This window comes from Methylocystis heyeri (genome assembly GCF_004802635.2).
Classification (GTDB): Bacteria; Pseudomonadota; Alphaproteobacteria; order Rhizobiales; family Beijerinckiaceae; genus Methylocystis; species Methylocystis heyeri.
The window spans coordinates 2,548,780-2,569,135 of sequence record NZ_CP046052.1; the positions used below are offsets into that span (position 1 = coordinate 2,548,780).

Annotated in this window: 17 protein-coding genes and 1 other RNA gene; 9 read left to right on the plus strand and 9 right to left on the minus strand. The window is 64.9% G+C overall.

The window, feature by feature from the left end:
* Nucleotides 1-21: 21 nt before the first annotated feature.
* Both H2LOC_RS11685 and H2LOC_RS11690 read right to left on the minus strand, forming a co-directional pair.
* Nucleotides 22-1,533, minus strand: a complete 1,512-nt coding sequence (locus H2LOC_RS11685) for an acetate--CoA ligase (protein WP_136496554.1) — start codon at nt 1,531-1,533, stop codon at nt 22-24.
* Nucleotides 1,534-1,904: 371 nt separating this feature from the next.
* Complete coding sequence (locus tag H2LOC_RS11690; protein ID WP_425487298.1) at nt 1,905-2,837, minus strand: ribose-phosphate pyrophosphokinase; 933 nt, start codon at nt 2,835-2,837, stop codon at nt 1,905-1,907.
* Nucleotides 2,838-3,082: 245 nt separating this feature from the next.
* On the opposite strand from H2LOC_RS11690, the gene mnmA reads away from it, so the two are divergent.
* On the plus strand, nt 3,083-4,321 hold the full coding sequence (gene mnmA / locus H2LOC_RS11695) for a tRNA 2-thiouridine(34) synthase MnmA (RefSeq protein WP_136496556.1): 1,239 nt from the start codon (nt 3,083-3,085) through the stop codon (nt 4,319-4,321).
* On the opposite strand, the gene H2LOC_RS11700 is transcribed toward mnmA, so the two are convergent.
* Nucleotides 4,220-5,266 carry a glycoside hydrolase domain-containing protein gene (locus H2LOC_RS11700; RefSeq protein ID WP_136496557.1) on the minus strand — a complete coding sequence of 349 codons (1,047 nt, stop codon included), beginning with the start codon at nt 5,264-5,266 and terminating at the stop codon, nt 4,220-4,222. The genes mnmA and H2LOC_RS11700 overlap by 102 nt on opposite strands.
* A 176-nt stretch (nt 5,267-5,442) precedes the next feature.
* On the opposite strand from H2LOC_RS11700, the gene H2LOC_RS11705 reads away from it, so the two are divergent.
* The 3 genes from H2LOC_RS11705 to cobT all read left to right on the plus strand — a co-directional run bounded on the left by H2LOC_RS11705 (nt 5,443) and on the right by cobT (nt 9,761).
* On the plus strand, nt 5,443-6,909 hold the full coding sequence (locus H2LOC_RS11705) for an amino acid permease (RefSeq protein WP_136496558.1): 1,467 nt from the start codon (nt 5,443-5,445) through the stop codon (nt 6,907-6,909).
* Nucleotides 6,910-7,039: 130 nt separating this feature from the next.
* On the plus strand, nt 7,040-8,530 hold the full coding sequence (locus tag H2LOC_RS11710; RefSeq protein ID WP_136496559.1) for a YcjX family GTP-binding protein: 1,491 nt from the start codon (nt 7,040-7,042) through the stop codon (nt 8,528-8,530).
* Between the two features lie 211 nt (nt 8,531-8,741).
* Nucleotides 8,742-9,761, plus strand: a complete 1,020-nt coding sequence (cobT, locus tag H2LOC_RS11715) for a nicotinate-nucleotide--dimethylbenzimidazole phosphoribosyltransferase (protein ID WP_136496560.1) — start codon at nt 8,742-8,744, stop codon at nt 9,759-9,761.
* A gap of 468 nt (nt 9,762-10,229) precedes the next feature.
* On the opposite strand, the gene H2LOC_RS11720 is transcribed toward cobT, so the two are convergent.
* The 5 genes from H2LOC_RS11720 to H2LOC_RS11740 form a co-directional block, all read right to left on the minus strand.
* Complete coding sequence (locus H2LOC_RS11720) at nt 10,230-10,988, minus strand: hypothetical protein (protein WP_136496561.1); 759 nt, start codon at nt 10,986-10,988, stop codon at nt 10,230-10,232.
* Nucleotides 10,989-11,091: 103 nt separating this feature from the next.
* Entirely contained in the window at nt 11,092-11,670 is a 579-nt protein-coding gene (locus H2LOC_RS11725) for a 5-formyltetrahydrofolate cyclo-ligase (protein WP_136496562.1), read from the minus strand.
* Between the two features lie 31 nt (nt 11,671-11,701).
* A non-coding RNA gene (gene ssrS / locus H2LOC_RS11730) (6S RNA) lies at nt 11,702-11,855 on the minus strand.
* Between the two features lie 60 nt (nt 11,856-11,915).
* Complete coding sequence (locus H2LOC_RS11735) at nt 11,916-12,533, minus strand: hypothetical protein (protein WP_246206807.1); 618 nt, start codon at nt 12,531-12,533, stop codon at nt 11,916-11,918.
* Nucleotides 12,530-14,524, minus strand: a complete 1,995-nt coding sequence (locus tag H2LOC_RS11740) for a hypothetical protein (RefSeq protein ID WP_136496563.1) — start codon at nt 14,522-14,524, stop codon at nt 12,530-12,532. The genes H2LOC_RS11735 and H2LOC_RS11740 overlap by 4 nt, the downstream gene beginning before the upstream one ends.
* A gap of 346 nt (nt 14,525-14,870) precedes the next feature.
* Between H2LOC_RS11740 and H2LOC_RS11745 the strand changes: the two genes are divergently transcribed.
* On the plus strand, nt 14,871-15,209 hold the full coding sequence (locus H2LOC_RS11745) for a hypothetical protein (protein ID WP_136496564.1): 339 nt from the start codon (nt 14,871-14,873) through the stop codon (nt 15,207-15,209).
* A complete protein-coding gene (locus tag H2LOC_RS11750; RefSeq protein WP_136496565.1) occupies nt 15,137-16,213 on the plus strand; it encodes a choice-of-anchor tandem repeat GloVer-containing protein in 1,077 nt (358 codons plus the stop codon). Before H2LOC_RS11745 ends, H2LOC_RS11750 begins: the two co-directional genes overlap by 73 nt.
* A 68-nt stretch (nt 16,214-16,281) precedes the next feature.
* Here H2LOC_RS11750 and H2LOC_RS11755 read toward each other — a convergent pair whose 3' ends face one another.
* Nucleotides 16,282-16,956, minus strand: a complete 675-nt coding sequence (locus H2LOC_RS11755) for a DUF6629 family protein (RefSeq protein WP_136496566.1) — start codon at nt 16,954-16,956, stop codon at nt 16,282-16,284.
* Between the two features lie 243 nt (nt 16,957-17,199).
* Between H2LOC_RS11755 and hslV the strand changes: the two genes are divergently transcribed.
* The 3 genes from hslV to trpS all read left to right on the plus strand — a co-directional run bounded on the left by hslV (nt 17,200) and on the right by trpS (nt 20,353).
* On the plus strand, nt 17,200-17,766 hold the full coding sequence (hslV, locus tag H2LOC_RS11760; RefSeq protein ID WP_136496567.1) for an ATP-dependent protease subunit HslV: 567 nt from the start codon (nt 17,200-17,202) through the stop codon (nt 17,764-17,766).
* 51 nt (nt 17,767-17,817) lie between these two features.
* A complete protein-coding gene (gene hslU / locus H2LOC_RS11765; protein ID WP_136496568.1) occupies nt 17,818-19,122 on the plus strand; it encodes an ATP-dependent protease ATPase subunit HslU in 1,305 nt (434 codons plus the stop codon).
* Between the two features lie 160 nt (nt 19,123-19,282).
* Nucleotides 19,283-20,353: a tryptophan--tRNA ligase gene (gene trpS, locus H2LOC_RS11770; protein ID WP_136496569.1), complete on the plus strand. Its 1,071-nt coding sequence runs from the start codon at nt 19,283-19,285 to the stop codon at nt 20,351-20,353.
* Nucleotides 20,354-20,356: the final 3 nt, after the last annotated feature.

Here is a 20,356-nt window from a genome sequence, read left to right on the forward strand (position 1 = left end):
GCCCCACGGAAAATGAGGTTCTCAGTTCAAGGCGCCGCGCACGAGCTTGCCGTTGGCGTTGCGCGGCAGGGCCTCCAGCACGGCCGCCGCCCGCGGGCGCTTGTAGCTCGCGAGATGCTGCGCGCAGTGCCCGAGGATCTCGGCCTCCGTCAGCTCATATCCTTCGCGCGCCACCACATAGGCCTTGATGATGGTCGTTCCGGCGTCGCGGCCGGGTCTCTCCGCGACCGCCGCCTCGATAATGCAGGGGTGCTCGAGCAGGCAGCGCTCGACTTCGGCCGGCGAGACGCGATAGCCGCCGGCGTTCATCACCTCATCGGCGCGCCCATGCAGCCAGACATAGCCGTCGGCGTCGATTTCCACGAGGTCGCCGGAGATGAACCATTCCCCGCGAATCGCCTCCTGCTCCTCGGCCGGGCGCTTCCAATAGCCGATCATCAGTCCCGGTTCGTCCCGATGCACCGCCATCAGGCCGACCTCCCCCGCCGGCAAAGGCGTATCCCCGCCCTCGCGAGGAAGCGCCGCGATGCGGCGCCCCGGCTGCGGCCGGCCCGGCGAACCGGGCCGCACCGGAGTGGTGGGGCCGCTGGAGACGAAGGTGGAGATTTCGCTCATCCCATAGGCTTCGAAAATCTCCTTGCCGGTGTGGCTGCGCCATTGCGACAGCAGATCGGGCGTGAGGGCGGCTCCCGCCGAAAGCCCGTGCCTGAGGCTCGCAATGTCCTGCGCCGCGTCCGCCGCATATTTGAGGATCTGGCGATAAACGCCGGGAACCGCCGCGAAGATGGTCGCGCCGCAAGCCTTGATCAGGCGAGGCCAGACCGCCGGGTCCGGGCGGCCGTTGTAGAGCACCGCCTGGGCGCCGCAGGCCAGCGGGTCGACGACCCCGACGCCGAGCGTATAGGTCCAGTTGATCGCGCCGGCGTGGAGCATTACATCGCCAGGCCCGAGCCCCATCCAGTGCGGATACATGACCCGCCGCGCCCACGCCGCGCGATGGGCGTGCATGACGCCCTTCGGCCGGCTGGTGGTGCCGGAGGTGTAGACCATATAGGCGGGATCGTCCGCGCCGGTGTCGGCGTAATCGGCGAGAGGCGCGGTCTTCTGCAAACTCTCCAGATCCGGGGGCGAGAGGACCTGCAGGCTCTCGGATTCATAGGCCTCATGAGCGAAGGCCGCTCCGAGGACCAGCGCCGAGGCTTCGCAGTCGCCGCGCAGAAAATCGGCCTCCTCGAAGGTGAGCTGCGACGAGGCCAGCAGCGCCACATAGCCGGCGGCTATCGCGGCGAAATAGGCCAGCGCCGCGTCGGCCTCGTTGCCCATGCGAATCATGATCCGCGCCTTGGGCGGGAGGCCCAGCGACACGAAGCCGGCCGCGAGCCGGCGCACCTTTTCGTCGAGTTCGCCGTAGGTCCAGCGCAGGACGCTGTCGTCGCCTATGATGGCGAGCGCGGCCTTGTCGGGGCTGTTGCGCGCGTTTTCCGCGAGGCAATAGCGGGCGAGATTGAAACGGTGTGGGACCGGTTCGCGCATTTTAGTCGTGTTCCGTTTGATCTTTCGCGCCGCGAGGCCGGCCCGACGGCCTCGCGGCGAGGCGCTTCTTAGCGGAACGCAAAAGCCTCGAACCATGATCGAGAGCGTTTTCCGACCGGAGGGAATCATCCGGTCGATGAGAAATAGCTCCAAATCCAGAATTGGAGCGCGTTCTTATCGCAAAAGCCTGTCAACTCTTGCGAAATGCGCTTGCGACGCCCGGCGGACCGCACCTTCGATGCACCCGCTGCGCGGGCGCCTCACAGGGCCAGGGGATCGGCTTACTCGACCTGGCCGCCCCCAAAACCGCTCCGCCGGAAACCGTATTGCGGGCGTTCGGGGAAAGCAACGGCCGCACGACGTCCCGCAGCCTAATCGAACAGGCTGGAGACGCTTTCTTCCTTGGCTGTGCGGGCGATCGCCTCGCCGATCAGATGACCGATCGGGATGACCCTGATGTTGTGCGCCGCCTCGACCTCCGGCGTCGGCTTGATGGTGTCGGTGATGACCAGCTCGAGCAGCTTCGATTTCGAGATTCGCTCGGCCGCTTTGCCGGACAGCACGCCATGGGTGATGTAGGCGGAGGCCGAATGCGCCCCGGCCGCCAGCAGCGCCTCGGCGGCGTTGCACAGCGTTCCGCCCGAATCGACGATGTCGTCGATCAGGATGCAATTATGGTCCCGGACGTCGCCGATGATGTTCATGACTTCGGATTCGCCGGCTCTCTCGCGCCGTTTGTCGACGATGGCCAGAGGCGCGTCGATCCGCTTGGCGAGAGCCCGCGCGCGCACGACGCCTCCGGTGTCCGGCGAAACCACCATCACGTTCTTGAGCTTGGAATGGGCCTTGATGTCCGCGACCATCACCGGCGCAGCGAAGAGATTGTCCGTCGGTATGTCGAAGAAGCCCTGCAGCTGGCCTGCGTGAAGGTCGACCGTGAGGACGCGGTCGGCCCCAGCCCTCGTGATGAGGTTGGAGACGAGCTTGGCCGAGATCGGCGTGCGCGGCCCTTGCTTGCGGTCCTGCCGGGCGTAGCCGAAATAGGGAATCACCGCCGTTATGCGTCGCGCGGAAGCGCGGCGCAAAGCGTCGATCATGATGAGCAGCTCCATCAGGTGGTCGTTGGCGGGGAAGGAGGTGGACTGGATGACGAAAACATCCTGTCCCCGCACATTCTCCAGCACCTCGACCCAGATTTCCTCATCCGCGAAGCGGCGGACCACCGCCCGGCAGAGCGGGACATGCAAATGCGCCGCGATCGCCTCCGCGAGCGCTTTGTTGGAATTGCCTGCGATTAGCTTCATCGCCGCCATTAATCGTTCTCGACCCTTGAACCTGGATAACTCGACCTGCGGCCTCATAGCAGCCGGGCGCCGCGCGAACAATACGACGAAACGATGACCCGGCGATTTCGGTCGAGTTGGCCAGACGATGGTAAATCTTGTAGCAATTGCGCCAAAATCGCAAAATGCGCTAGATAGTGGATCGAAGCGGCGCGGAAGAGCCCGGCATGGGCCGTCCGCCGCTGTCCACCCACGGTTGTTCGCGAATGACGCTCCTTTCACCCGACCACGCGCCTCTGGTCGCCGGCAAGCGCCCGGCCGATACGCGCGTCGTCGTGGCGATGTCCGGCGGCGTCGACTCCAGCGTCGTCGCCGCGCTGCTCAAAAGCCAGGGTTATGACGTCATCGGCGTTACCCTCCAGCTATACGATCACGGCGAGGCCACGCACCGCAAAGGGGCCTGCTGCGCCGGCCAGGACATACAAGACGCGCGCCAAGCCGCGGCTCGCCTCGGCATTCCTCACTACGTGCTGGACTACGAGGCGCAGTTCCGGGAGAAGGTGATCGACGGATTTGCGGCGAGCTACGCCAGCGGCGAGACTCCGGTCCCCTGCGTCGCCTGCAACCAGTTCATCAAATTCACCGATCTTTTCGACACCGCGCGCGATCTAGGCGCCGACGTGCTGGCGACGGGGCATTACATCTCTTCCCGCGACGACGGCGAAGGCGGGCGAGCGCTGTTCCGGGCGCGCGACGCGGCGCGGGACCAGAGCTATTTCCTTTTTGCAACCACTGCAGAACAATTGAAAATGCTGCGCTTTCCCTTGGGGGACTACCCCAAGACCGAGGTTCGCGAACTCGCGCGCCAGTTCGGCCTCGAGGTCGCCGACAAGCCGGACAGCCAGGACATCTGCTTCGTGCCGTCCGGCCATTACACCGACGTCGTGGAAAAGCTGGCTCCGGGCGCTGTCGTCCCGGGCGAGATCGTCCATATCGACGGCCGGGTGCTGGGACGCCATGCCGGGGTCATCAATTTCACCGTCGGCCAGCGCCGCGGGCTCGGCCTCGGCGCCGCTCAGGCCGGCAGCGCCGGCGAGCCCCTTTTCGTGGTGCGAATCGACGCCCCCCGCGCCCAGGTCGTCGTCGGCCCGCGGGACGCCCTGGAGACGCGGGCGGTGGGCCTGCGCGACGTCAACTGGATCGGGCCGGGGCGCTTCGAGGACCTGCCGCCCAAAGGCCTCGACATTTACGCGAGGGTCCGCTCGACCCGGCCGCCGGTGCAAGCGCGGCTGGTCGCACGCGGGGCGAACCAGGCCGCCGTCGTCTTCGCCGAAGGGGAATTCGGGGTTTCGCCGGGTCAGGCATGCGTCTTCTACGACGGTCCGGCCGACGAGGCCCGCGTGCTAGGGGGCGGCTTCATCACGGCGGTCGAGCAGCCCTTCGCGCCCCTGCCCGTCCCGCCCGGCGACGTCCGGCGCAGCGAGGCGGAGCGCGCCGTCGGCTGACCGGGCTTCGCCCTCGACGACCGGTTTCCACTGGCCGAAATCTTCGACCCCCGGGTTCACGACATTGGGGTCGACCTCGTGCTTCTCGCCGCCGAGATTGCTATACGCCGGGGTGGAGAGGCATTGTTTGAGGGTCCATCGCCCCTCGCCGGCGTAGCTCGCGGATTCGGAATGGCGGCTGGATTGCGAGAGCCAGCAGTAATCGGCAAGACCCGATTCGTCCTTGATCGCCCGGCAGGCGTATCCGCTGCCGTAAACGCCCACCTTGTAACCCGCCGGCTTCAGGTAATCGCCAATCGTCCTGAAATATCGAGCGATGTGAGCCATGCCATGGTCGGCTTCGCCCCGCTCGCGGAATTTTTCGTCGGCGCCGTCGACCCCAAAATAGATCGCCGTTCCAGCCGGTTGCGCAAGCGAGCGCGCGAGTTCGAGAGCGCGCCTCGCGTCATAGGCCGCGCGGCGCTCGTCCAGCCAGGTCTCCACGCATTCGTTGAAGTGCTGGAACACGACCAGAATTTCGAGTCCCTGAGAGAAAATCAGATCGCGCTCGGCGGGACTCAGCGTCTTGACGCAGCGCTCCGGAGGAATGCGGCGTCTTTCCTCCGCGGAGAGAGCGCCGCCGCAGCGCTTGGGCGTGTAGATCTTCTGGCAGATCGACTCGGCCTGCTCCCATTTGCCGTCGTCGAGATCGACCGGAGCCTCGCCGGGCCGATGGGCCCAATCGTAATAGCGAATGACTGTCCTTACGCCCTTTTCCCGCGCCTTCCGCAAAAACCTGCCGGCCCCCGGATCGGACGGATCGAAGGCGTAGGCGGTGTCGATCGCGCTCGCCCGCTCATGAGGCGAAGGCTTGTTGGGGCAGCCGGCCCATTGCCCGAAGGCGCCGGTTGCGCAGCCGAGCGACAGCATCGCCGCCAATGCGGCGCAGCCAGTTTTTTTCATCATTTACCCGTAAAGGAGAAGAATTGAGCCGGGCGGGATCTATCCCGCCGCGGCGCCGTAAATGAGACCAAAGCAGAGTCGCATCGCCGGCCTTCGGTTTCGCCGAATCTTCTTGTTTCTTTTTGCGCCGCAACCATAATCGCCGCCCGTTGCAGCTCGTCGCGGCGATATCCGCGATCATGGAAGAGGACGGCGCCTTGGCGGAGCAATCGACGACGCATATTTACCTCACCCGAAAATCCGTCGAAGCCCTCCTGGCCGCCAATGAAGGCGAGCGGCACGGCCTCAAGCGGGCGCTTGGCTGGGCCTCGCTGATGGCGCTCGGCATCGGCGGCATCATCGGCGCGGGCATTTTCGTGCTGACGGGCACCGCCGCGGCTCATTACGCCGGTCCGGGCGTGATGATTTCCTTCATGTTGTCGGGCCTCGCCTGCGCCTTCGTCGCCCTATGCTACGCCGAGCTCGCCTCGCTGATCCCCGTGTCGGGCAGCACCTATACCTACACTTACGCCACGCTGGGCGAGATTTTCGCCTGGATCATCGGCTGGGACCTGGTGCTTGAATATGGCGCGGGCGCCGCGACGATCGCCGTGGGCTGGGCCGGCTATTTAGCCGATACTCTCGCGGGTTTCGGCATTCATCCTCCGGCCGCGCTGATGACCGCCTATTTCGCCGAGCCTTCGGGCCATGGCCAAACCACGCCGGGACTGTTCAACGTCCCCGCTGCGACGATCATTCTGCTGCTCACCGGCATCCTCGCCTTCGGGACCAGGGAATCCTCGCGCTTCAACAATGTCATCGTGGCGATCAAGGTTTGCGTCGTCCTCGCCGTCATCGTGTTCGGCGTCGCCCATGTGAACCCCGCCAACTGGATTCCGCTGGTTCCGGAGAACACCGGCGAATTCGGCCATTTCGGCTGGAGCGGCGTCGTCACCGGCGCCTCGGTGGTGTTCTTCGCCTACATCGGCTTCGACGCGGTCTCGACCGCGGCGCAGGAGGCCCATACGCCCCAGCGCGACGTGCCGATCGGCATTCTCGGCTCTCTGATCATCTGCACCATTCTTTATATTGCAGTCGCGGCCGTCGCGACCGGAATCGTGCCCTTCAAGGAGCTCGGGGTTCCCGATCCCATCGCCGTCGCCATGGACCGGACCGGCGTGGCCTGGCTCTCCTGGATGGTGAAATTCGGCGCCCTCGCCGGCCTCACCACCGCCATGCTGGTGCTTCTCTTCGGCCAGACCCGCGTATTCTACGCCATGGCCCAGGACGGGCTGCTGCCGCCGCTTTTCGCAAGGCTCCACGACAGCTGGCGCACCCCGGCGATCAGTCAGGTTCTGGTCGGCGTGCTCACAGCGCTCATCGCCGGCCTGCTGCCGATCGAAGTGCTGGGCAAGCTGGTCAATATCGGGACTCTCGCGGCTTTCGCCCTGGTCTGCGGCGCGGTCCTGCATCTGCGCCGCACCAGCCCCGAACTGCCCCGGCCTTTCCGGGCCCCCGGCATACCGTGGCTGCCGATCCTCGGCATTCTGTCCTGCCTGGGCCTGATGGCCTTCCTGCCGCTGCTGACCTGGATCAGCCTCATCGGTTGGACCGGCATCGGCCTCGTGGTCTATTTCCTTTACGGCGCCCGCCACGCGCGGCGGTGAGGAGCGGTAACGAGGGGCGTCGCGGCGGCGGAGACGCTCCGTCCGCCCGCGCGGGCCTCATGCGCGGCGCTACCCAAAAGGCGCGCATGAGGGTATGAGCTATGCGCCGCCAGCCAATTTACGGAATGCCGTGTCGCAGTTCTCTGATCTCCTGTTCGAAACCCGCGTAGCCGCGGAAAGCTTCGCCGATTACATCTCGGGCGGAAGATTGCGGCTCGGCGTCACGGGCCTCTCGCGCTCCGGCAAGACCGTGTTCATCACGGCGCTGGTGCATCAGCTCACGCGCGCGCTGGCGGCCGGAACCGGCCGGCAGACCAATCTGCCGGTGTTTCGCGTGCTCTCCGAGGGGCGGCTGGAAAGCGCCTATCTCGATCCGCAGCCCGACTACAACGTCCCGCGCTTCGCCTATGAGGAACATCTCGGCGCGCTCACCGGACTGGATCGGCATTGGCCCCACTCGACGAGGCGCATTTCGGAACTGCGCGTCACCCTGGAATACAAGCGCAAGGGGGCCTCTATGTTCGCGCGCTCCGGCCCCGGGCGCCTCGACATCGACATCGTGGATTATCCCGGCGAGTGGCTGCTCGATCTGCCGCTGCTCGGCAAATCCTACGCCGAGTGGTCCCGCGAGACGCTCGAGGCTTCGAGCGCCGCCGCCCGCGCCTCGATCGCCGCCGACTGGCGCGGCGCCAATGCGCTGGTCGACCCGCTGGCCCGCATCGACGAGCCGACCGCCCAGCGCCTCGCCTCGCTCTTCACCCAATATCTGCGTCACGCCAAGACCGACCGCTACGCACTCTCCACGCTTCCCCCCGGGCGCTTCCTGATGCCGGGAGACCTCGAAGGCTCTCCCATGCTCACTTTCGCGCCTCTTGCGGTGGAAGAAGGGGCCGAACTGCCCCGCCGCAGCCTCGCCGCGGAAATGGAGCGGCGCTACGAGGCCTATAAGGCCCAGATCGTAAAGCCCTTCTTCCGCGATCACTTCGCCCGTCTCGACCGCCAGATCGTGCTGGTCGACACTCTGGCCGCGCTGAATTCGGGGCCTGCGGCGGTGCGCGACCTCGAAACCGCGCTGACCGAAGTGCTCACCGCCTTCCGCACCGGAAGATCGAGCCTGTTCTCCGCCATTTTCCGGCCCAAGATCGACAAGATCCTGTTCGCCGCGACCAAAGCCGACCATCTCCACCACACCAGCCACGACCGGCTGGAGGGAATTCTGCGCCTCCTGACTTCGCGCGCGATCAAGCGGGCCGAAGGCGTCGGCGCCAAAATCGACGTCATCGCCCTCGCCGCCGTGCGCGCGACGCGCGAAGCCATGGTGCGGCATGAGGACGAAATGCTCAGCGCCATCGTCGGCACGCCCATAGCGGGCGAGCGGATCGGCCTCGACGCCTTCGACGGCGTGGCCGAGGGCGCCATTTTTCCGGGCGAACTGCCGGCCGATCCCCGCCTCGTCTTCCGCGGCGACGCGCTGGCGGTCGCCGAAGAGGAGGCGGACTTCCGCTTCCTCAAATTCCGCCCGCCCGTCGCCCAATTGGCCAAGGACAGCGAGGCGCTGCCCCTGCCCCATATCAGGCTCGACCGCGCCATGGAGTTTTTGCTGGGGGACAGGCTCGATTAGCTGATACTGAAGATGAATCAGGCCGCGCCGTCATCGCGAGGAGCGTAAGCTCCGCGGCGATCCAGGAGGGCTGGCGCGGCTCTGGATCGCTTCCCGCTTCGCTGCCGCTCGCGGTCGCTATGACGCGCACCAATCATGCGGAATCCCTGTGATTCATCGCCGCGGCCCCGTGTGTAACCTCATTCCCGCGACCCATCCGCTCAGCGAGCCCATGCCCAAAGACATCCGACCTTTTGAAGAAATCCGCCTGCTGTTCGCCAATCTGCCGGCGCCTTGCGCAAAAAGCCTCGCGGCCGTGCGTGCGCGGGACGCGCAATTGACCAAGCCGCCGGGCGCTCTGGGGCGGCTCGAGGAAATCGTCGAATGGCTGGCGGCATGGCAGGGCAAGGCCGAGCCGACCATAGACGGGCCGCTGGTCGCCGTCTTTGCGGCCAACCACGGCGTCGTCGCCAAGGGCGTGTCGGCCTTTCCGCCCAGCGTCACCCAGCAGATGCTGGATAATTTCACCGCCGGCGGCGCCGCGATCAACCAGATCTGCAAGAGCTTCGGCGTCGGGCTGAAGGTTTTCGAGCTCGCGCTGGAACATCCCACCGGGGATTTCAGCGAAGGCCCCGCGATGGAGGAGAACGCCGCGGCCGCGACGCTGGCCTATGGCATGGAGGCGATCGACGGCGGGATCGATCTTCTCGCCCCCGGCGAGATGGGCATCGGCAACACCACTTCCGCCGCGGCCATATACGCCGCGCTTTACGGCGGCCCGGCCTCCAAATGGACCGGGCGCGGAACCGGCGTCGACGATGAAGGCCTCGCCCGCAAGAACGCCGTCATCGATTCGGCGCTCGCCCTGCACGGCCCGCATCTTTCCGACCCGCTGGAAATCCTGCGCCGCCTCGGCGGGCGCGAAATCGCCGGCATGATGGGCGCGATTCTCGCCGCAAGGCTCAACCGCATTCCGGTCGTGCTCGACGGATTCGTGGCCTGCTCGGCCGCCGCGCTGCTGCACGCGATGGACGAAAACGCCATCGCTCATTGCATCGCCGGCCATGTCTCGCCGGAAGGCGGCCATCGCGAGGTTTTGCGGCGCCTCGGCAAGAAGCCCTTGCTCGATCTCGACATGAGGCTCGGCGAGGGTTCCGGCGCTGCGATGGCGATCGGCGTCGTCAAGGGCGCCCTCGCCTGCCACCGCGGCATGGCGACCTTCGAGAGCGCAGGGGTCAGCGGGAAGAGTTGAGCGTCGGGGCTCAGAGAGTCCGAAACGCCATGATGTGGGGCCTCCGGCCCAGGGCGATCGGGCGAAGGGCCCAATCCCTTCCCTTGACGGCTGAGGGAGTCACACCTCTCCTGGAGGCCGTCCTGGCCGGGCTTGTCCCGGCCATCCACGCCGGGACATTGGGGTTTCTCGCGGAATTGCGCGTCGCTCCTCAGATGAAGCGATCGTCTGGTTCCTCATCAGGCGTTGATTACGCAAAAACCCGGGAACCCCGCGGATTGAAGGCCCACTCCGAAGATTTCGCTGCTGCTCGGCGTGGATGACCGGGACAAGCCCGGTCATGACCATACTGGCGAATTTTCGAGATGTGTGAATTCGATAGCCGCAACGGGGAGGGTTGAGGCTGCATTATTATCGCAGGCCAATTTCAACCTTTTGGCCTGCGGGACTCATGCAATGCTGTGCCGGCTTGGGGGCTTTTCCGCTCACCTAATTCCGCCGCGCCAGCGACCGCAAAAATCCCGCGGTTTCGTCGGTCAGCTCCACATCCACCCCTGGAGCCGATTTCAGCAGCAGATTGGCGATGAAAGGCGGATCGTTGCGGGTTTCGGCCAGCGCCTCGCGCAGGATCGGCACATTGTCCTCGATGTGATGAAGAAAGGCGACGCCCTTTTCCGCGGTCTCGTTCCAGCGCTCGCGATGCCATTTCGCCAGAGGAAACATGATCTCGCTGGAAAAATTCGAGTCTCGCGCCTTCTCGAAGAAGCGCAGCCCCGTCATCCAGTTTTCCTTGGCGCGCATGGGCGGGGGCAGCGGATCGCCGGCCAGCATCTTCCTGCCCGCCTGACCCACCGCGTCTTCGAGCGTCGCCGGCTCGTCGCTGGTGGAGCGAAACGGCCACAGCGCCACCGAGCCCGGAAAGTCCTCGCCCAGGCTTTCCTTCAGGCCGGTCTCGATTTTTTCGACCGCCGGCTTGTCGCCGCTGAGCGCGGCGGTCATGCAGAAGGCGAATACGGCGTCCCTGGCGTATTTGGTCGCCACGCCGCCCTTGAGTTCCTGCGGCGACAGTTTCGGCGGCGCCCCGTCGTCGGAGACCGCAGCCTCGCCCGCCTTCAGCGCGGTCACATAATGGGTGATTTCGAGCCAGCCCAGGAAACTGGAGACGAAAGCCTCCGGATCGACGTAAACGATCGCGAGATTGATCGGCTGTTTGCGCTTTTTGTATTCGGCGACGACACGTTCGTCCATCGACTGCTTCCTTCCGCCAGAGTGTGCGCTCCGGCTGTGCGGAGGCGAACCTGACAGGGCGGAAGCAATCGGCGCGCCAAACTGCAAGACGAAGGCTCCCGGCTCAGCAGCAGCGAATGGTTTCGCGCTCGGTGATGATGTAGTCGAGTTTCTGGTCGTGCGGCTCGATGGGGATGGCGTCCGCCTCCTGCACCGCATAGGCGAGGCCGACCGCCGTTACGCTGCGCCTTTTGCGCAGGGACGCGAAAGTGGCGTCGTAGATGCCGCCGCCATAGCCCATCCTGAAGCCTTTGCGGTCGAAAGCGGCCAAAGGCGCGAAGACGATCGCGGGATCGACGCCAGGCTTGTCCGCCGAGGGCTCCGAAAGGCCGAAAGGCCCTTTGGCCAGATCGTCTCCGGGCGAAAAACTGCGGAACACGAGGGGCTCGCGCACGGCGCTCATGACCGGCAGCGCCACCGCGACGCCGCGGTCGCAGAGCGCATCGATCAGAAGCCGCGTGTTGATCTCGCTACGGATCGGCCAATAGACCGAAACGACGGGTTTTTCGCCCTTCGAAAGCGCCTCCACCAGCGCGAGCCCGGCGGCGCGAATCGCGGCGGCCGCCTCATGGGCCTCGTGAGGCGTGACGAGATCGCGTTTTTCGAGAGCGTGCCGGCGCAGATTCGTTTTTATATCGGTCATTTAAGCAAACATGCGCCAGATGAGAGAAAGGTGCGGGCCACCTGGGCCGTGGGACATCGATCCCGGGAACCTACAACGTAGGTGGGCGCCGTGTGTCCAAGCCCACGGGCGAGGTCAGGAACAGCTCCCTTGGAGATCGATAAGGCCCCGGGGAATAAAGTCCAACACGCACCCCGCAGCGCCGCATGATCAATGTAGCGTCGCCCCCGGCAAAACGCCAGAGGCTGAAAGCCGATCGGCTGCCGCTATTCCTTGCCGACGAATCTCGGATCGGTTGCGAAAATGGCCGCCAGCCCCTGCGAGGTCTTCATGACCCCCCGGCCCTGCGGCGTGATCTCCCAGCGCTCGCCCTTGTGGGCGAGGTTGCCGGAGCGCTCCTGCTCGCTGAGGCGGCGGGAAATCTGGCTCCACCCGTCGACATAGCGCGAAACGAAGAGGTCGCGCGCCTCCCGCTCGGTCAGGCCCTGCTCGGCGGCCGCGAAGCGCGACAGCATGAAGATCGAGATCGAGCGGTCCACCGTCACCGGGCCGAGCACGAAAAAGGCGCACAGCAGCGACGAGGAGACCAGCGCCGCGCTGACCTCCTCCATCTGCGACAGCGCCCCGAAGGCGCGGATTCTCTTCAAGCGATTGAGGCAGAAGACCAGGGGCAGGAAGCCCGCCGCCAGGGCGTAAATGCCGTCGTAGAACAGAATATGGCTGAAGGAGACGAGGCCGGAGCGCATAAGCGCAACGAACAGCGCCGCCCCGATTACGAGCGCCGCCGCATAGAACAGCGCGAGCGCGAACAGCCGGGCGCCGAAGGAGCGCCAGCCGCCGCCGTTCATGGCGGCGCTGAGAGGAGTCGCGGCGCCGGCGCTCATGGCCGCACCGCTTTGGTCAGGTAAACCCGCGCGCGCGGCGAGGAGAAAGCCGGCTCGCGTTTTTGCGTCCAGGCTTCGGACGCGCCGAATGTGGGGTCGGCTGCGTTCACCACAATGGCCTTGACGCCGTAGCGCGCGGCGAGCGCGTCGACCTCCTCGGGGCCGAGCGCCTTATTGTCGAAGATGGGCAGCAGCTCGGCGACGCGCGTTTTCACGGCCTGCTCCTGGACGCCGAAAAGCTGGCCGACATGAATGTCGGCGACGGCGGCGCGGCGTCTTGAATAGAGCCCGAACTCATAGGCGCGAATATGATCCGGCCGCGCCTGAACCACGGCGTCTTCCGGCGTGTTGGCGTTGACCCAATCCCAGGCGCTTTTTTCGTCGAGCGCCACGGCGCGTTCCTCGGCCGGCCACAGCCGCCAGGCCCCGACGCGCATCTGCAGCGCGCCATAGGCGACGCTGGCGTAACCGAGCCACAGCAGGCCGGCCATGAGGGGAGAGCGCAGATCTAGCGCGCCCGCGCGCACGGCGGAAACGGTCCAGAGCAGCGTCGCGGCCTGCGCGAACAGCACGACCCGCCAGCCGAGATCGTTGTCCAGAATGACCGATTGCAAGAAGGACCCGAGCAAAAAGGACGCCGCGGCGCCGCAGACCAGCAGCAGGGCGGCGTCTCCCTGCAGTCCCTTGCGGCCGGCCTTTTTCCAGAACAGATAGGCGCCGACGATGAAGATGCCGAAATTGGCGCAATAAATCGCCATCATCGCCCAAAGCCGCACCACGACGTCGAGGGCGGGCGCGCCGGTCGAAATATCCACCATGTCGGCGTTGCGGATGCCGAAGGCGATCGCCGTCTTGTGATCCGGCGAAACGCGCCCGACGATCGTGAGCAGCCAGGGTGTGGCGAGAATCGCCGATATCCCGCCCGCCGCGACCAGCCGCAGGGCATCGAGGTAGCGGCGCGACAGCGCCAGCGCGCACAGCCAGAAAAACGCCGTCAGCGCCGCGGCCATGGCGACATAGACCGACATTCCCGCCATGGAGGCGAAAGCAAGGCCGGCGAAAAACACCCGGCGCCGGTCGGCGGGCGCCGAGCCCGCGAGCGCCAGCAGGCCGATGAAAGCCACGCCCAGGGCGCAGACGTGATGCGGCACCCAGAGCGCGCTGTCGAACCAGGAGGTGACGCGCTGGGACCAGGATTCGGGGATATACGGCCATTGGCCCGTGAACACGCCTTTCGCCAGCACGAACAATATGTCGGGCCCCGAGGTCAGCAGCAGTGCGGCGATCAGCAGTCCGGGGCGCGGCGCCTCGCTCGAAGCGCCCGCGGCTTCGTCGAGACGCGCACGCGACCACAGCAGATTCATCAGCGCGAGCAGCGCAAAGCCCGCAACCGCGGCGGCGGCGTAGGCGGCGTGGCGCGGCTCGGCGCCGAAAAACCAGCCCGAGAGCGCGGCGACGGCGGCCGTGAGCGTGTAGAAGAAGTAATAATAGGCGGCGCGGCCTTCCTCCGAATAATAGGTGGGGTTGACCGGCGGCGCGCCGGTTTGCGCAATCGCCCAGGTCGTCTCGCTGTGCTTGACGTAATCCAGCGCCGTGATGCTGTGCGCGACACCGCTGGCCCCGTCCGGGCAGTCGACGACGAACGAGAGGGCGACGACGACCCAGGCGGCGCCGCCCGCCAGCCAAAGCGCCCGGCGCGTTTTCGGCAACGGACAGCCGCTGCGCGCCAGCTGAGGAAGACCCGCTGCGATAGCCAGCGCCGCGAGAATTGGAATGGCTTTCGGAGAGACGCGGCCGGCGAAGTCGAACAGGATGGGCAGAACCGCCAGGGCGCAGAGCAGCGCAATCCCATGGCGCTCCGGGACGCTGGCGTCGTCATAGCCGGGAAAGCGGAAAAACCGCGCGAACAGCCCGCCCGCCGAAAGCAGCAGAAGCATAAAGACGCCCGCAGCGGCTAGCGACGAGGCGAACTCGCCGAAGAAAAGGCTCATGGCGATACCTGAGGGTTGGGGACAGGAGGCAGTCCGTCGACGAAACGCATTGTCGCAAGTTGATATGCTTTTGCGATTAAAAATGCGCTTTAGGCTTCTCGACCCCGCGCGATTTCCGGCCGCCTGAACGGAAAGCGCGCGACCGTTCCGTTTCAGCCCTGAAGGAATAGCAAAGGCTCTTAATTCGCAGCCCCCATGAAGCATATGGATTACGTCGACGGTCTCGTCCCCGATCCGGTAGAAGATCAGGTAATGCGCGTGGTGGGTGGACAACAACCGGACTGCTTTGTCCGGGCTCCCGATCAATGCTAGCCTGAGCCTTTGTTGGCTGATAGGGGGCTTTTTCATGGCGTTTTTTGCATTTTCCCTAAGGAAAGCCGCTCGCGCCGTTGGGAAGTCTTTCTCCCTGATCTGCGGGATCGGACCTGCGGTCTCCACGCCCGCCGCCGCGACGGAAACCGAGACCGTCCTATGGGATTTCGACGGCTATTATCTTAGCAATCCAAAGAGCGGCCTGGTCTTCGGCCCCGGCGGCGTTCTCTATGGCGCGACCTTCGACGGCGGCGCCGGCACGGTGTTCCAGCTCACGCCGCCGGCTCAGGGTCAAACCCATTGGACCGAGACACGCTATACGCCTTTCGTGGCTCGTTCTGGGGAGAGCCCGAACAACCCAACGGCGATTTGATCCTGGGCAGCGACGGCGCCCTTTACGGCATGTCGGTGGTCGGAGGCAAAGGCAACGGCACAGTCTTCCGCGTCGCACCGCCCCCTCCCGGCCAGACCCGATGGACCGAGACGACGCTTTACAGCTTCACCTACGGAGCCGATGGAGCCTACCCGGGCGCTGGCCCGATCTTCGGCGCCGACGGCGCCCTCTACGGCACAACCGCGGTTACAGGAGTAGCCCCGTATCTCAATGGCACGGTGTTCAGGCTGGCGCCGCCGACGGCCGGAGAGACCAAATGGACTTTGACGACGCTTTACACCTTCACCGGCGGGGCGGACGGAGGCCAGCCGGCCTCCGGTCTGATCCTCGGCACCGACGGCGCCCTCTACGGCACAACCTGGTACGGCGGGACGGGGACCCATTGCCAAAGGGGCTGCGGAACCGTTTTCAAGCTGACGCCGCCGTCTCCCGGTCAAAGCCAATGGACGGAAACGGTAATTCACTGCTTTCAAGGCGGACGCGACGGCGTTTACCCTAACCAAAGCCTCATTTTTGGCAGGGACGGCGCGCTTTATGGAGTCACCCAACCCGAGATGGTCGCCGGCGGTTTCGCCAGCGGCGGGACGGTCTTCAAGCTGACGCCGCCCCCTCCCGGCGAGCGCCAGTGGACCGAAACCGTACTGTACAACTTCAACAGCTGGAAGGATGGCCTCACCCCTTCAAGCCCTTTGATCTTAGATACGAGCGGGTCCCTTTACGGCCTGACAGTTGAAGGAGGCGCGACATCGTCTCAATCCTGCGGGGCGGTAGGGTGCGGGACCGTGTTCAAGCTTGCTCCGCCAACCTATCCGCATCCCCCGCAGCTTCAGTGGGACAAGACGATCCTGTACAGTTTCCATGGCGGCGACGGCGAAATGCCCAACGCCAGATTGGTTTTTGACACCAGCGGCGCGCTGTATGGCGTAACCTTGTTCGGCGGAACCGGGGGCAATGGGGTCGCGTTCAAATTACAGAATAAATAACCTTCGGCGTTTTCAGGCGGGACGGACTGCCCCGGGCGCGAGGCAGAGAATGGGGCGGCGCGCGACCCTCAGGAGTCTGCCTGCGCACCGACCTTTTCATAGTCGGATTTGGCGACGTCCTTGATCGCGAAAGAAACGATGAGGCTGAAGATCGCCGCCGACATGCACCACAGCGAATACCACGCCGCCCTGTTCTGTATCAGCGCATAAATGAAGGCGCCCAGCACCGTCGCGCCGAACAGTTTCAACGCGCGATTGTCGGCGCCGATCAGCGGGACCACGGTCAGGCCCAGATAGAGGATATCCACGATCAGCGGCGGCCGCTCGAACTGGGGGTCGTAAGCCAGCGAATGCTTCACGACGCTGACGTCGATTCCATCGGCGTCCGCCAGCCTGACCGCAAGATAGAGGGCGAGAAGGACGCCGCAGCCGGTCATCGCCGCCCAGATCTTCCGGCGCCGCGGGTCGGCCTCGGCCATCGTCGCTGCGAAAGGCGTCAAGACCGGCCAGACCAGAAAAGCGATGATCGTATAAAAATAGCGATAGAACTCCTCGCCCGCGAAAGGCCGCTCCAAAGACCACCAGACGACGCCCTCGACGAACTGATGCGCCGAGAAAACCAGCGGGAAGACCGCAAAACCCAGCATTCGTGGATCGTTCAGGCGGGCCTTGCGCACGGTCGCCGCGCCGATGACCGAAAGGGCGATTCCTGCATTTACGCTTGCTGCGAGAGAATAGCACATTGATCGACTTCGCCTTTCTGAATATTCGCGCTCGGCCGAACAGAAAGGGAGCGCAAAAAACGCAAGCTCGTCGGATATTCTCGGAAATTAGCCTCATTTTTGAGCATTTCAACCATATGAGGGTCCTCTGCGGCGTCCGCGCAGGCGGAATGGTTTCGCCGGTCGGGCGCCCGACATTGCTCTTGCTCGACAGGCGGACAACCCCTACATCCGCAGTTCGGACCGGCCCCTCGCGAGGCGCGAATGGAAAATAATCGACCCCAAATATCCTCCGGCTGGCACGCCACCACCATCGTCATGGTGAAGAAGGCGGGAAAGACGGTCATCGCCGGCGACGGGCAGGTCAGCCTCGGCCAGACGATCATGAAGGGCAACGCCAAGAAAGTGCGGCGCCTCGGCAAGGGCGACGTCATCGCGGGATTCGCGGGCGCCACGGCGGACGCCTTCACTCTTTTCGAGCGGCTGGAAAGCAAGCTCGAACAATATCCCGGCCAGCTCACGAGGGCCTGCGTCGAACTCGCCAAGGATTGGCGCATGGATCGCTATCTGCGGCGCCTCGAAGCCATGATGCTGGTGGCCGACAAGGAAGTCGGCCTGGTGCTCACCGGCTCGGGAGACGTGCTGGAGCCGGAGCCCCATGAAGGCGGGTCGGTCGCGGCGATCGGCTCGGGCGGCAATTATGCGCTCGCGGCCGCCAAAGCCATGATCGACAGCAGCCATGACGCCGAGGCCATCGCCCGCCGCGCCATGAACATCGCCGCCGACATCTGCGTTTACACCAATCACAATGTGGTCGTGGAGACGATCTAGCGCTGGTCCGCTCTTGTCGGGCCGCCCGCGCGTTTTTGAAGGATGAAGACAATGGCCGATTTCTCGCCGCGCGAGATCGTCTCGGAACTCGATCGCTTTATCGTCGGCCAAAAGGAAGCCAAGCGCGCCGTCGCCATCGCCCTGCGCAACCGCTGGCGCCGACTGCGGCTCGAAGGGCAGATGCGCGAGGAAGTCCTGCCCAAGAACATCCTCATGATCGGGCCCACCGGCTGCGGCAAGACCGAAATCGCGCGCAGGCTGGCGCGACTCGCAGACGCTCCCTTCCTCAAGGTGGAAGCCACCAAATTCACCGAGGTCGGCTATGTCGGGCGCGACGTCGAGCAGATCGTCCGCGACCTCGTGGAAGTGGCGATAAGCCTCGTCAAGGAGCGTCGCCGCAAGGGCGTCGAGGCGCGCGCGCAGCTCGCGGCCGAGGAGCGCGTGCTCGACGCGCTGGTCGGTCCCGCCGCCTCGCCGCAAACGCGAGAAAGCTTCCGCAAGAGATTCCGCGCCGGCGAGCTCGACGACAAGGAAATCGAGATCGAGATCGCCTCCGCCGGCCCCAGCGGCCCGGTGTTCGAAATGCCGAACATGCCCGGCAGCGTGACCGCCTTCTCGATCGGCGACATATTCGGCAAGGCCTTCCAGGGAAGGCCGAAGTCGCGCCGCCTGCATGTCAAGGACGCGATCGGTCCGCTGGTCTCGGAAGAGAGCGAAAAGCTCATCGACCAGGAAGAGAGCGTGCGCGAAGCGATCCAGGACGTCGAGAACAACGGCATCGTCTTCATCGACGAAATGGACAAGATCTGCGCGCGCGAGGGACGCGGCGGCGCCGACGTCTCGCGCGAGGGGGTGCAGCGCGACCTTCTGCCCCTGATCGAAGGCACCACGGTCACCACCAAACACGGCTCGGTCAAGACCGACCATGTGCTCTTCATCGCCTCGGGCGCGTTCCATGTGGCGAAGCCGTCCGATCTGCTGCCGGAGCTGCAGGGACGCCTGCCGATCCGCGTCGAGCTCGCCTCGCTCAACGAAGACGACTTCCGCAGGATTTTGACCGAAACCGAAGCCTGCCTCACCAAGCAATATGTCGCGCTTCTCGGCACCGAGGGCGTGGAGCTGGAATTTGCCCCGAGCGCGGTGGAGGCCATCGCCAAGGTGGCGGTCGAGGTCAATACGTCGGTCGAAAACATCGGCGCCCGCCGGCTGCAGACGGTGATGGAGCGGGTTTTGGACGATGTGAGCTTCACCGCCTCCGATCGCAACGGCGAGAAAATCGTCATCGACGGCCCCTATGTCGAGAAACACATCGGCGACCTCGCCAAGAACCGCGATTTGAGCCGGTTTATATTGTAACGCTGGCCGCGGCGGGGCTCGTCGCCCGCACTTGCGCCCGGCGCGAAGCATTGCGATAAGGATCGCCAACTGACCCCCTTGGAGAATTTCTGGACCGGAAATTCTGCACGGTTCCTGTTTGATCGTGTTTTCGCGTGAAAACACTCTATCCGGCGATCCCATGGCTGAGCACGACGAGAAGACCCAACTCCCCGCTCCTTCTTTCCCCGAGCGCGTCTTTTCCGGCGTGCAGTCCACCGGCAATCTGCATCTCGGCAACTATCTCGGCGCCATCGTCAAATTCGTCGAGCTGCAGAAGAGCCACGAATGCCTTTACTGCGTCGTCGACCTGCACGCCATCACCGTGCCGCAGGACCCCATCGCGCTGCGCAACAACACAAGGGAGATCGCGGCGGCCTTCATCGCCTGCGGCATCGACCCCAGGAAGAACATCGTCTTCAACCAGAGCCAGGTGCCCGAACACGCCGAGCTCGCCTGGGTGCTCAATTGCGTGGCGAGAATCGGCTGGCTGAACCGCATGACGCAGTTCAAGGACAAGGCCGGCAAGGATCGCGAAAACGCCTCGATGGGCCTGCTCGATTATCCGGTGCTGATGGCCGCCGACATTCTGCTCTATCGCGCCACCCATGTGCCGGTCGGCGAGGATCAGAAGCAGCACCTCGAACTCGCGCGCGACATTGCGCAGAAGTTCAACAACGACTTCTCCGAGTCGATCCTTCGCAACGGTTATGAAAGCGGCGTTTTCTTTCCGCTGCCGGAGCCTCTCATCTCCGGTCCCGCGACGCGCGTGATGAGCCTGCGCGACGGCTCCAAGAAAATGTCGAAATCCGACGCCTCGGAATATTCGCGCATCAATCTTTCGGACGACGCCGACCAGATCGCGCAAAAGATCCGCAAGGCCAAGACCGATCCCGAGCCCCTGCCGAGCGAGGAAAAAGGACTGGAAGGGCGCCCCGAGGCCAATAATCTCGTCGGCATTTTTGCCGCGCTCTCCAGTCGCGCCAAGACCGATGTGCTGAGCGAATTCGGCGGCGCCAATTTCTCCAGCTTCAAAAATGCGCTGGTCGATCTTTCGGTGGCGAAGCTGTCGCCGATCACGGCGCAGATGCGCCGCATCCGCGAGGACGAAGGCTATATCGATCAGGTGCTGCGCGACGGCTCCGAACGCGCCCGCGCCATCGCCCGCGAGAATATGAACGCGGTGAAAGATATTGTGGGGTTTTTGCGCTGACGA

Coding starts and splice junctions, on each gene's coding strand:
- H2LOC_RS11705 (WP_136496558.1), top strand. CDS start 5,443: ATGGAAGAGGACGGCGCCTTGGCGGAGCAATCGACGACGCATATTTAC.
- H2LOC_RS11700 (WP_136496557.1), bottom strand. CDS start 5,266: ATGATGAAAAAAACTGGCTGCGCCGCATTGGCGGCGATGCTGTCGCTC.
- H2LOC_RS11735 (WP_246206807.1), bottom strand. CDS start 12,533: ATGAGCGCCGGCGCCGCGACTCCTCTCAGCGCCGCCATGAACGGCGGC.
- hslU (WP_136496568.1), top strand. CDS start 17,818: ATGGCCGATTTCTCGCCGCGCGAGATCGTCTCGGAACTCGATCGCTTT.
- hslV (WP_136496567.1), top strand. CDS start 17,200: ATGGAAAATAATCGACCCCAAATATCCTCCGGCTGGCACGCCACCACC.
- H2LOC_RS11755 (WP_136496566.1), bottom strand. CDS start 16,956: ATGTGCTATTCTCTCGCAGCAAGCGTAAATGCAGGAATCGCCCTTTCG.
- H2LOC_RS11690 (WP_425487298.1), bottom strand. CDS start 2,837: ATGAAGCTAATCGCAGGCAATTCCAACAAAGCGCTCGCGGAGGCGATC.
- cobT (WP_136496560.1), top strand. CDS start 8,742: ATGCCCAAAGACATCCGACCTTTTGAAGAAATCCGCCTGCTGTTCGCC.
- H2LOC_RS11685 (WP_136496554.1), bottom strand. CDS start 1,533: ATGCGCGAACCGGTCCCACACCGTTTCAATCTCGCCCGCTATTGCCTC.
- H2LOC_RS11720 (WP_136496561.1), bottom strand. CDS start 10,988: ATGGACGAACGTGTCGTCGCCGAATACAAAAAGCGCAAACAGCCGATC.
- H2LOC_RS11740 (WP_136496563.1), bottom strand. CDS start 14,524: ATGAGCCTTTTCTTCGGCGAGTTCGCCTCGTCGCTAGCCGCTGCGGGC.
- mnmA (WP_136496556.1), top strand. CDS start 3,083: ATGACGCTCCTTTCACCCGACCACGCGCCTCTGGTCGCCGGCAAGCGC.
- H2LOC_RS11725 (WP_136496562.1), bottom strand. CDS start 11,670: ATGACCGATATAAAAACGAATCTGCGCCGGCACGCTCTCGAAAAACGC.
- trpS (WP_136496569.1), top strand. CDS start 19,283: ATGGCTGAGCACGACGAGAAGACCCAACTCCCCGCTCCTTCTTTCCCC.
- H2LOC_RS11745 (WP_136496564.1), top strand. CDS start 14,871: ATGGCGTTTTTTGCATTTTCCCTAAGGAAAGCCGCTCGCGCCGTTGGG.